An 11,109-nucleotide genomic window follows, 5' to 3' on the forward strand; every position below is an offset into this window, starting at 1 on the left:
AGATCGACAGAAGTAAAGGATGTGTGCATGGTGTGCTCCCTGTAGGTTTATCCGGCATGGGCGAGCAGTGCCATATGGACATGGCAGGCCAAGCTTATACTGCTGAGCCAGGCGCCTTCCACGGTGCCGTTATGCAGCCAGTCACCGCACATCCCCAAACTGGCAGCCGCGTCCCACCAGGAGCCCATGTTCAGCCGGTTGGCCGTGTCGCCATAGCGCCAGCGGTGGGCCGTCACCTGCACGCTGGCTGGATCGGAGCCGCCCAGTTTCGCAAAGGCCTTTAACAGGACAGCTGTTACTGAAGTCTCCTCAAATGCCTCCTCGAATCTTCGCGCCACTCAAAAGTCGTGAATCCCCCTCACGGAGGTCTCAACATGAAGAAGTCCAGATTCAGTGAAGCGCAAATCGTCGGCATCCTCAAGGAGGTTGAGCTAGGCGCCAAAGTCGGTGACACCTGCCGCAAACATGGCATCAGCGATGCCACGTACTACAAGTGGAAGAGCCAGTATTCAGGGATGTCCGTGCAGCATCTGGCCCAGACGCGGCAGTTGCAGGAAGAGAACGCCAAGCTCAAGCGCATGTATACCGATTTGGCGCTCGTGCACCATGCCCTGAAGGATTTTGTCGAGCGAAAGCTCTGACCCCGGAGCGTCGGCAATCCATCGTGCATGCGCTTATGAGCGAGCACCACCTAAGTCAGCGCAGAGCTTGCCAAGCTGCGGGCCTGGCTCGCTCAACGCTGCGATATGCACGAGTGGTCTGTGACGACTCCGGGGTAATCGACTTCATCCAAAGATACGTGGCATTGAATCCTCGCCACGGGTTTGGGCTGCTTTACGCTAGCGCCCGCTTTCAAGAACAGCCCTGGGGTAAGACTGTGCTTTGGCGTGTGTATTGCCAGCTCAAACTGAACCTGCCCAGGCGGGGCAAGAAACGTTTGCCGCAGCGCATCAAGCATCCCTTGGAGGCAGCCTCAACACCGAACCAGGGCTGGAGTTGTGACTTCATGTCCGATGCCCTGTGGTCAGGAAGACAGTTCAGAACCTTCAACGTCATTGACGACTTCAACCGAGAGTGCCTGCGTATCGAAATTGATGCCAGCTTGCCTGCAGCTCGGGTGGTACGAGCCTTGGAGGAGCTCACTGAGGTCCGTGGGGTGCCGCAGTGCATTCGCCTGGACAACGGGCCCGAGTTCATCGCCCAGGCCTTGAAGCAATGGGCGCAGGATAAAGGCATAGCGTTGAACCACATTCAGCCAGGCAAGCCGACGCAGAACGCTTACGTAGAACGTTTCAACAGAACCTATCGCACGGAGGTGCTCGACTGCTATGTCTTTGAATCGCTGCAGGAAGTGCGCTCAATGACCGAGGATTGGCTGCATCGCTACAACCACCATCGTCCACATGAATCGCTGGGCCGGATTCTGCCGGTCGCGTATCGTGTCAAACGTTTCCCCAACCTCTACTTTTAGGTAGTGCAGGAAAGCGAGGATGCTTCTCCTGTGACAAAAGAAAAAGCCCGCAAGCAGTTGCTGCGGGCGCGAATAAAAAGCCGGTGACCTATTTGGTCATGCCTGGGCAAGTTGAGGAAGTGAAAGGAGTCTGTGACCCCAGGCCCGGCAAAACAGGTACGTGACGTAAATTTTGCCCAAAGAGAGTGATGGAATCAAGATGTGCGTGGGCTCATAAACAGGCGCTGCCTTATCTGGCGTGACCACTTTGGCTAAAGACGCTGAAGCCACACCGCACTCCCAATTGTCGCAAGCCCAGGCGAATTCCTGAGTTGCCGTACCTGCTCAAGCGGTCACGCCGGATGGCCCTAAATTCAGGACAAAAAAAGCCACCTCGTGGGTGGCATAAGAGGCTCCACCTACGTCCTAATAGCTGGGCCCAACGCGAATGCTACTGGAATAATTTCACGAGGGGCATGCTTTTGCTGCTCAATACATTTCGAAGTGCGTTGGCGCGTACATTTCCGCGCTGTGGTGGCTCCGGTAGAGCCCTGCCGCATGCTAGCAGCTCATCGCACAAGCGCATCAGACAGGAAAAATCCGCCTAGAAGGCTGCATGCTGAAGAAATCGAAGATGTTTGGTTCAGTGGTGTGTTGGCAAGTCTTCGACGTTGCATATTTCGACGCACAGACGAACTTTGTGGCCGATGTTCGAGCCACGTATGTCCCAAATAAAATGAAGTACATCCTTTACACGTAGGAACTGTCCTGTCTGGGGCTCAGGGAGCCATCTAGCATTTCTAAATCCATTCCAACTCATCTTGTCTCCGACGGCGAAGGGTTGAAATGGTGTTGATGACTCAAGGTGGACGACCGGTTCGCTCTTAATTGAGTTCTGTGAAATTTCAAGGTGATAGGTAATGGGGCGTACCAGCATCTTTACCTCAGCTTGGCTTGAAGTTCTCTGCCGCGTAAGCTTGCTCTTCGTGCATTTGCATGCATAGAGTGCTTTCATTGATTTTTGCTTGAAGCACTCAGCGCCACTTCCGCAAATTACACGCGAAGCATTCATTCGTCATGTTTAGGAAAGTTGCTGGGCCATCTAGTGTTACCACTGCTGCCACGACGCGAAAGCCGCGCCGTGCTCTTGATAGATGGCTAGCCCAAGCCCATTCCTGAACTGCCGTGCCTGCGTGAGCGAACACGCCAGATGGTCTTCTCGGGGAGCGCTGCATGCTACTTCGTGCAGAAGGCCGGTAACCCTGCAAGCAGGTGTCAAGACTGGTTTGCTGGAATTGCTAAAGCAATGTGGGAGGCTCAACGTAGCTGCAGAGAGCGTGCTTCTTGATATCAAGCGTGGGAGAGCAGTTCGTTTCCCATAGAGCTTGCCCGCGGCAGGTCTTGATCAAGTTTTTCGCTTTGGCAACTTCGTCTTCGTTTTCGAGCCTGTCCTCCATAAAGTTCTTGAAGTCCTTATCCTGAAGCATTTCCACTAGGCTTGCAGTGTGCGTGTTGACTTCATAGACAAATGGTTTCTTGCCTGGATAGGACGCTAACTCACCTTGACGAAAGCCCACAAATCCGCAGACAGCATCGCCGTTCTTTCCCAACTTCACATCTTTGAACTCGGCATGCTCAGGGAAGGCAAGCAGCCGCCTGGCAGCTCGCCTGGCCTCAAGTTTGTGGCTCTCCTCATTCGTACAGGAGACAAGGACGAAGCTTGAAATGGCGATCGATATGCTGATAGACAGCGTTGATGGACGCATAGCTATTCCAGTATTGATTTGGCTAAGCCGGGACTTCGCAACGGTCACAGACACGATTGCTAGTTCGCGTTGGCTGTTAGATGAATAGCTAGATCAAGCCGAATTCAAGCGGCTTTCACGGAGCTTGCGGTGGCGCTTGGGAAGCGCTTCAGGGCATCTTCAAGTGCGGCGCATGTGCTTGGGAATAAGGCGGTGTAGCAGGCTCCTGCTACTTTGATGATGCATCGCTTCAATGAAATCTCCTTGAGTCTGTTCAGCTCTTATGAGGTTATCGGCTGATATGTATCAGACTGAAACATTGAAGGTGAAGCAGTTAAGATAGTCGTCGAAGGCTACTGGCAACAGTTCGGCCGTCTAGGTGAACGTATAGGCTTCAGCCACAGTCTTGATATCCGCGATGTCGAGCTTGGCGTCCTTCGGCTCTTCATCTCCAGACTTCAGGTAATCCGATGCGGCTGCATTTCTTTAACTGGCTCTTCTAATGTCTGCATGAGCCCCACAGACACCAATCTGCTGAGCTTTGGCCAAGCAAAGTTGATGGCGTGCAACTGCATCAACGACAGTGGTGCCGCTTGTAGCCCGTATCTACACCCAAGCAGCACGTACTAGACGTAATGTTAGCTAAGGGTGTCAGCAACGCCCACATGCACGAAGTTATCGGTGGTCCCTGTTTCGTCAGAACACTGCTGAAAAACAGCGCCCGTAAGCGCCGTCAACTGAATGTGAGCCGTCAAGATGTCACTCAGGAGTAGTCCCTCCATTCAGTGGGGCGCATCGCCAGTTTCTGAGGAGACCCTTCAGTATGGGGACTTTACGAGTACATCAACCAGAAGCATTCCCGTCCCATCGACCGCAATCATCACTCGCGTGGTGTTGCGGTCGATTTCAAGGGTGTCCCATATTTCAGCTGAGGATTGTTTAGAGCCTCTAACTGCAGGCTTGCTTATTTGGGGAGCAAAACCTTGTCGATCACGTGAATTACGCCATTGGATTGATACACGTTAGGAATGGTCACTGTGGCAGTGCCGCCTTTTTCATCCGTGAGCATGATTTTCTTACCGCTGGCTCTGGCCGTCAGGGTGCCGCCACTGACTGTTTTGATCATGGCCTTGCCTTTGCCGTCCTTGATCATCTTGCTGAGTGCTGCGGCATCCCATTTACCAGGGACGACGTGGTATGTGAGGACCGTGGTCAGCATGGCTTTGTTTTCAGGCTTCAGCAGCGTATCTACGGTACCAGCGGGAAGAGCATCAAATGCGGCATTGGTGGGCGCAAAGACGGTAAATGGACCGGGCCCTTGAGCGTATCGACGAGGCCAGCAGCTTTCACCGCCGCGACCAGCGTAGTGTGATCCTTGGAATTGACTGCGTTGTCTATGATGTCCTTGGAGGGCAGCATGGGGGCTCCACCCACCATCACATCAGCCATTGCCGCGATGGATACAGCAGACATCGAGATAGCCATGCTGAATGAGGCCAACTTGCGTGCAGATTGAATCGAGAACATGGATGCTCCTTGATGTACAAGCCGAAAAATGCCGGCTGAAAGGAATACGCAACCACTCCCTATCTGGATTCATTGAATTTCGCTATTTATTTTCTGCTGGCGATTTGTCAGGTGCGCGGGTGAAAGGCAAAGTTGCCTATGGCAGCCGCAATGTTTGCTTATGGAGATGCCGGCAAGTGGCTCATCAAGCCTTGATCGGCAGAAGATCCTAGATCTGGACGGCTCGGCCAATGAACTGAATGGGGCCAGTGGGTCGTCCAATCGGGGAGCCGCCATAGGGTTCCAGGGTCAGCTCAAACAATTGATTGGGCTGTAGGGGGGGGAGCTTGTCCACTGGAACCTCTATGGCCTCGCCTGGCTTTACGAGGCCAAGCGATACTGGAGCGCTCCAGCCATCAGCCTTGGTCCAGAACTGCAGGGATTTTTCTGCAGGAACCTTATCGGTGCCCAACGGGACCAGTTGCAGTCTTCCTTCGACCTGTGCCTGTACCAACCAGCCTGGAGATTGACTCTGAGGCGCGGCCAACACCACGAAATAGCGCGGCGCTGTTGGGGGAGACGCTTCACGTACCACAAGAACAGCGGCCAGCACTGCTGTGGCGGCGAAACCCGCGCCCGTCAGGCTGCGCCATAGAGCGAGGCTGTCCCACTGCCACCAGCGTACTCGAGCTGGCACGACTCGGGGGCGACTCGCTGGCGCGATGCTTGCGGCGATCCGCTGCCAGAGGCTGGCTCCTGGCTCCACAGGCTCGGCTAGCGTGGTCAGCGGCAACAGGCGCTGCTCCCATTCGTCCACAGCTGCGCGCAGGGCTGGCTCGCAGGGAAGGCGCGCTTCAATAGAGCGACGCTGGCCTGCATCGAGCGTGCCCAATACATACTCTCCGGCCTGTGTATGCAGGTCGTCTGGAGATTGTGGTTGTTGGGTTTCGCTGCTCATTGCATGCATTCCCGCAGTGCGCGCAGTCCGCGCTGAATCCAGGCCTTGACTGTGCCCAGGGGGGCTTTGACCCGCTCGGCAATTTCGCTATGGCTGCAGCCGTCCACATAGGCGTGCAACAGGCAGGCGCGGCGCGCTGGCTCCAAGCCATCAAGGCAATGCCCCAGACGGCCAAGTGAGGCCTGTCGTGCAAGCTCATCACCACTTTCCTGCCAGGCCGCAAAAGCCGCTTGTGCATCCAGGTGCGCTGTAGCCGGTTCCTCCAACATGGTCTCTCGCGCGCTACCACGCACTCGATTCAGTGCAGCATGTCTTACGATGCTGTAAATCCAGCCTCGGCCAGCACCACGGCTGGCGTCGAAGCTCGATGCACGCTCCCAGATGGACACAAAAGCGTCGTGAAGCACATCCTCTGCCGTAGCGCGGTCACGAACTATTCTGAGAGCAACACCCAGCAGATAGCGTGTTTCGCGCTCATAGATGCTGCGCAGGGCTTCGCGATCACCTCGCGCACAGGCCTGAAGCGCAGCGTCATGGTCGAAAGCGTCATCTTGGAGGGCGGCAGCAGGCGGCACAAATAGAAGGTCAGAAGGAAATAGAGATAAATCCTCCGACCATTCTAGTCATGCCGTTGCAAAGCCTTACATCGTGGGTTTCCAGAAGATGTAATCGGCCTGGTACTTGACCATGGTCTTCTGGCCTTTGGTGGCGGTGGTGCAGGGTTTGTCTGCAGGAGCAACACCCCCTTGGAGTGCGACGCGCTGAATGTAGCTCACGTCTACCAGCGCGCCGGCCCCCATGGCGGGATTGGCCTTTACCAACTGATAGGGCAAGCTGCCAGGGCTGGAGGGTGCTACTGCGAGTTGCGTAGCTGTGAGCTTGGATCCGTCATTGGCTTCCCAGGTTGCGGGAGGTCCGTAGTAGCGGCCCACAGTCTTGCCGGAGCGATCTTTCAACACCGCATCGGGACCGACGAAGACCCATTCGGTTTGGCCAGGTGCGTTGGCCTTGTCCCGGCACTCATAGGTGATGTCGCCACTGCCAACAGTTTCCCAGGCTACCTTGTGACCGGCGGGAACCTGGATGGGAGCAGGCAGTGAAGCCTGAGAGAAGTTGCTGGCTGATGACTTCATCGAGCCGCATGCAGCGAGCAGGGCTGCAGCGGAAGTGACGGCAGCAAAGGCGGCGAGGCGGTATGCGAAGCGAGTGGTCGACATTGAGATTCTCCAATTAGATCGGTTGGAAGGATTCACTGAAGCAGCACATTGCTTGTGTTGCTGCAGGTACTACCCACGAGATCGATGTTTGGATGCACCCGATACAAATCTTTTTGGAAATGTTCCGTGACGCTATAACTCGTGGCCGCTTTAGTAGCCTTCAACCAAAGGCATTTCCGTCCCATCGACCGCAATCATCACGCCCGTGGTGTTGGGGTCAAGTTCAATCGGGACGCCCCAAAGCTCATTGGGCTTGCCGAAGGAGTTGACGATGTTGAACTGCCGCAGCTCTTCCGGCGTCATCTTGATCAGCTTGGGATAGGCGTTGTTGTGGGCCTTCCAGTGCCTCAGGAAGGTTTGACACACGCGCTTGTGGATTGTGTGGATGGGAGATTCATCGGTCATTGCGCGATTGCCTCAGAGCATGCGCGGCTCTCCGGCGTATGACTGGGTATGGAGAGATACAGATTCTCAGCAGAGCATTTCAGTTCGAATCGACAAGTCGCTACCATCGAAGAAATAATTCATGGATGGCTATGAACCTACGACCAGCAAACACCGAGGATCTTGCACATCTGTTTGCAATACATCGATCGGTATTTCACTCACATATTGAGAAGCTATGGGGCTGGGATGAAGCTTGGCAACGCGAAAACTTCACATCGGAATGCACAACTGCCACTACCTCCGTGATTGAAGTCGATGATCAAATCGCTGGGTACATCCAAGTCCTTGACCGCGAGTGCCAAATCTACTTGCAGAATATTGCTATCGCGCCTGCATTTCAGAGTGCAGCTATTGGCACCAGACTTATGAAAGATTTGCAGTTAAGTGCAGCGGCTCGGCAGGTGCCGCTGCACTTAGGTGTGTTCAAAAGCAATATGCCTGCTCATAGGCTATATCAGCGCCTTGGATTTCGTGATGTCGACGAAACACGTACTCATATCGAGATGTCGTGGATTGCTCCTTGTCTTGATAGACTGAGCGGAAAGTGTTGAGCTAATTTTGAATGGCTGCTAAGGGTTGTGAACACTCCTTTTCCGTTGACTGTTACTGGCAAAAGCTTGTCGGTCATATGATTGCCGGATAGGAGGCCGACTTCAGACGCTCTGCTCTCTTACGAGTTTATTGGGTGCATAAAGGCGAAAGCGCTGAAAGCGAGCACCTTCAATGTTTACTTCGCCGTCAGGCTGGAAGCCTAGCCTGAAAATTGCTTTGATTCTTGTCCTTGAGGGGGGAAGCAAAATTGTGATGGAGCCCAGCTTCAGAGAGTTGAATGCCCATTTAACGATCTCGTGATAAATCGCTTTCCCTCTACCCCAAAAATCTGGATGAAGCACTAATGCCAGGTCGGCATCACCTTTCTCGTACTGCAAGCCACCCCAACCAGCAAATGTCTGATTAATTAGAAATGCCCACGGACCGTAGCCATATTGTTGCCACTGTGCGTCTTTTTGCTGGACCCATTCTTTTGCCTTCGAAAGATCGAAATTTGCACTTCCAAGCGGCATTTGCCGTAGCACATCGGGATTGTTGTTGAGCGAAATGATGTCTATCAGGTCGATTTCTGTAAGGCGCTTGAATTCCAAGGTCATGCTGAAGCTAAATATGTTTGTCTATCGACTCGCAATAGCATATTAAAGCGGTGCTGGCTGGCTGTTGCGTCTTCAACTGACAGGCAGCTCTTGGTGGTTTGCAGGGCCGCGCTCGTTGGGAAAGCCATATCTGCCTGGAGTGCACAACAGGGGGATCCGTCCTCATCGATCATCATCACAATACGGCTTGCGCATTACACCTGATATTGTGTTTTTGTGTGTGCGTTCCCAGTATTCGTCCAGCGTGTCAGCCACCTCGATGACTGTGAGAGTTCCCTCAACCGGGGTGGCTTCTGGATGTTCCTTTTTAATCATCTTCTCGGAGCAGAGGTGCCTGGTGGTGCGCCACTTACCGAGATTGTCTTGATAGCGCCAGTTGTAGTGATGTTCGATGTGCATGTGAACTTCCTTTTTGCGCTGTGTATTTATACAGCTTTAGAGAAATCCGACTTGCTAGTCTGTACGTATGTGCAACCGCAACAACACCCCGTCAGAGATCAAGATTGAGCGCTACTTTCGCATCGGCCGGGAGTTTCCGGGCTGGTGGAGGAATAAGCGCAACAGTAGCGTAGCGGCTGCGCCGACAATATTGGGCGCTATGCGCCTGAGCCGTCTTTTCCTTTGCACCACTGTGCTGCTACTCAGTCTGGTCTCATTGATGCTGGTGCGCACGATGTGGGCCGACTGGCAGGACGTGCGCCGTGCTGAATTCGGACTGGATGCGATGGAGCTGGCCTATGCTGCCATGAAGGTCGCCGAACACGCCTCGGCCGAGCGAGGTCCTGCTATCCCGGTACTCAACGACCCGCCCTCGGACGCTTTGCGCAAGCGCCTGACGCAGTTCCAGTTGGAGACCGATGCGGCCTTCGATGTGGCGCTGACGCGGCTGCGCCGACGTGAGGAAGCCGAGCTGCTGACTGCCCTGCCGGTGTTGGAGCGGGCGCGCACGCAGATGCAGGCAGCCCGGCAAGAGCTTGAGCGGGTGGCGGCCCTGCCCCAGGCTGAGCGCGCGGCCGTCGATAAACGCCGCACCCGTCAGGTCATCGACCAGATGTTCGAGGTCGTCGACACAGTGCTAGAGGCGGTTACCCTGCTGTCGGCCAGTGCCGAGCGCATCCATCCCAGCCTGTCGCTGCCGCTGGTCGGCGCGCGCTACGCCGCTGAGCTGCGCGAGCATGCTGGCCGCTTGGGCTCGCAATTCACCGCGCCGCTGGCCAGCGGCTCGCCGCTCGGCCCGCAAGAGCGCGACGGCATTCCTCGAATGCTCGGCCGTATCGAGCAGCTCAAGGCTCTGCTGGATGTAAAGGCGCGCACCAGCCTCTCCGATCCGCGCATTGACGCCGCGCTGCGGGCCCAGCAGGAACGCTATTTCGGTCAGAGTTTGCCCTTTATCGCCGAGATTACCGCTCGAGGCCTTGCCGGCCTGCCCTATGGCATGGACTCGGCACAGTTTGTCTCCCGCCATGTCCCGGGGATGCGCAGCATCGTCGATCTGCGCGACACTCTGCACGAGGTAGGCCGCGAACAGACGCTGGAGAAGGTGGCGGAAGCCTGGCGGCGGCTGCGCGTCAACGCGCTGATTGGCTGCTGCATCCTGGTGCTGGAGGTTGGCGTTTTCATCACGCTGCGCCGCCGTGTGCTGTCGCCGCTGCTGCTCATCACCCAGCATATGATGGAACTGATGCGTGGCCGGCTGAACCGGCAGCTACCCGCGGTCCAGCGCAGCGACGAGATCGGCGAGTTGCAGGCCGCGGTGCATGCGTTGCAGGCCAGCCTGCAACGAACCCAGGAGCTGGAGGCCGAGCGCGAGACCCTGATTACCGAGCTTCGCCAGCTCAGCCACCGCGACCATCTGACCGGGCTGATGAACCGCCGCGCCTTCGACGATCAGGCGCCGGCCCAGCTGGCCCAGGCCGAACGTCATCGTTGGCCGCTGGCGCTGATACTGTTCGATTTGGACCATTTCAAGCGCATCAACGATCAGCATGGTCACGAGACCGGCGACCAGTTGCTACAGCATGCGGCGCAACTCGCGCAGGCCCAACTGCGCAGAGGCGATCTGCTGGCCCGCTATGGCGGCGAGGAGTTCATCGCGCTGCTGCCCGATTGCGATGACAAAGCGGCACTGGCCCTGGCCGAGCGCTTGCGCCAAGCCCTGCAGCAGCCGCTGCATCGGCCCGATGGCAGCATGCTGAACCTGAGCGCTAGCTTTGGTCTTGCGGTGCAGCCGGCTGGTCTCCAGTCCTCACTGCCCGAACTCTTCAGCCGTGCCGACGCCGCCCTCTACGCAGCTAAGGCCAAAGGCCGCAACCGGGTGCAGTTGGCTCTCTGAGCAGATCAAGTTCTGGTCACAAAGCCGTAAAAAGCCATCTCTGATGACCGTTTGGATCGGCGATTCGTCTGTCATGGAGCACAGACTTTTGGTGCCGAGTGCTCATTTCATCTCGCGCTTCCATAATTGAACTCACTGCTGCATGAATTACTTGCAGCACTAGACCTCTAAGTGACCTGATAGCATGTATTTCCTCTCTCTGTTGATTTCCACCCAGAAGTGACCCACTGGGGATGCGGACAAAAACTTGGACTACCAGGAGGTAGTTCATGTACTCATACGAAGACAGGATTCTTGCAGTTGAGC

General features: G+C 55.7%; 11 protein-coding genes and 1 pseudogene. 3 read left to right on the forward strand and 9 right to left on the reverse strand.

Annotation, left to right across the window (positions count from 1 at the left end; all coding sequences use genetic code 11):
* Window positions 1-47: 47 nt before the first annotated feature.
* On the reverse strand, window positions 48-338 hold the full coding sequence (locus ACWGXF_RS14235; protein ID WP_237734860.1) for an NAD(P)/FAD-dependent oxidoreductase: 291 nt from the start codon (window positions 336-338) through the stop codon (window positions 48-50).
* A gap of 36 nt (window positions 339-374) precedes the next feature.
* On the opposite strand from ACWGXF_RS14235, the gene ACWGXF_RS14240 reads away from it, so the two are divergent.
* A protein-coding gene (locus ACWGXF_RS14240; RefSeq protein ID WP_452102054.1) for an IS3 family transposase occupies window positions 375-1,471 on the forward strand; the annotation gives its coding sequence in 2 pieces (ribosomal slippage) (window positions 375-630 and window positions 630-1,471; 1,098 coding nt in all).
* A 1,277-nt stretch (window positions 1,472-2,748) separates the two neighbouring features.
* Here the strand turns inward: ACWGXF_RS14240 and ACWGXF_RS14245 are convergent.
* The 6 genes and pseudogenes from ACWGXF_RS14245 to ACWGXF_RS14270 form a co-directional block, all read right to left on the reverse strand.
* A complete protein-coding gene (locus ACWGXF_RS14245) occupies window positions 2,749-3,216 on the reverse strand; it encodes a hypothetical protein (protein WP_034359567.1) in 468 nt (155 codons plus the stop codon).
* A gap of 943 nt (window positions 3,217-4,159) precedes the next feature.
* Window positions 4,160-4,722: pseudogene (locus ACWGXF_RS14250) on the reverse strand (fasciclin domain-containing protein).
* 208 nt (window positions 4,723-4,930) lie between these two features.
* Window positions 4,931-5,659 carry an anti-sigma factor gene (locus tag ACWGXF_RS14255; RefSeq protein ID WP_202788449.1) on the reverse strand — a complete coding sequence of 243 codons (729 nt, stop codon included), beginning with the start codon at window positions 5,657-5,659 and terminating at the stop codon, window positions 4,931-4,933.
* A complete protein-coding gene (locus ACWGXF_RS14260) occupies window positions 5,656-6,234 on the reverse strand; it encodes a sigma-70 family RNA polymerase sigma factor (RefSeq protein ID WP_202788450.1) in 579 nt (192 codons plus the stop codon). Before ACWGXF_RS14260 ends, ACWGXF_RS14255 begins: the two co-directional genes overlap by 4 nt.
* A gap of 66 nt (window positions 6,235-6,300) precedes the next feature.
* Window positions 6,301-6,876: a DUF3455 domain-containing protein gene (locus ACWGXF_RS14265; RefSeq protein ID WP_054075222.1), complete on the reverse strand. Its 576-nt coding sequence runs from the start codon at window positions 6,874-6,876 to the stop codon at window positions 6,301-6,303.
* A 150-nt stretch (window positions 6,877-7,026) separates the two neighbouring features.
* Entirely contained in the window at window positions 7,027-7,281 is a 255-nt protein-coding gene (locus ACWGXF_RS14270; RefSeq protein WP_034359578.1) for a hypothetical protein, read from the reverse strand.
* 131 nt (window positions 7,282-7,412) lie between these two features.
* On the opposite strand from ACWGXF_RS14270, the gene ACWGXF_RS14275 reads away from it, so the two are divergent.
* A complete protein-coding gene (locus ACWGXF_RS14275; RefSeq protein ID WP_202788452.1) occupies window positions 7,413-7,874 on the forward strand; it encodes a GNAT family N-acetyltransferase in 462 nt (153 codons plus the stop codon).
* Window positions 7,875-7,976: 102 nt separating this feature from the next.
* On the opposite strand, the gene ACWGXF_RS14280 is transcribed toward ACWGXF_RS14275, so the two are convergent.
* Both ACWGXF_RS14280 and ACWGXF_RS14285 read right to left on the reverse strand, forming a co-directional pair.
* Window positions 7,977-8,471: a GNAT family N-acetyltransferase gene (locus tag ACWGXF_RS14280; protein ID WP_202788453.1), complete on the reverse strand. Its 495-nt coding sequence runs from the start codon at window positions 8,469-8,471 to the stop codon at window positions 7,977-7,979.
* A gap of 162 nt (window positions 8,472-8,633) precedes the next feature.
* Complete coding sequence (locus ACWGXF_RS14285; RefSeq protein ID WP_202788454.1) at window positions 8,634-8,870, reverse strand: hypothetical protein; 237 nt, start codon at window positions 8,868-8,870, stop codon at window positions 8,634-8,636.
* Between the two features lie 67 nt (window positions 8,871-8,937).
* On the opposite strand from ACWGXF_RS14285, the gene ACWGXF_RS14290 reads away from it, so the two are divergent.
* The gene (locus ACWGXF_RS14290; RefSeq protein WP_256628503.1) at window positions 8,938-10,803 is read left to right on the forward strand and encodes a sensor domain-containing diguanylate cyclase; all 1,866 of its coding nucleotides are present in this window, start codon (window positions 8,938-8,940) and stop codon (window positions 10,801-10,803) included.
* Window positions 10,804-11,109: the final 306 nt, after the last annotated feature.

It is taken from the genome of Comamonas sp. HJ-2, assembly GCF_053615495.1.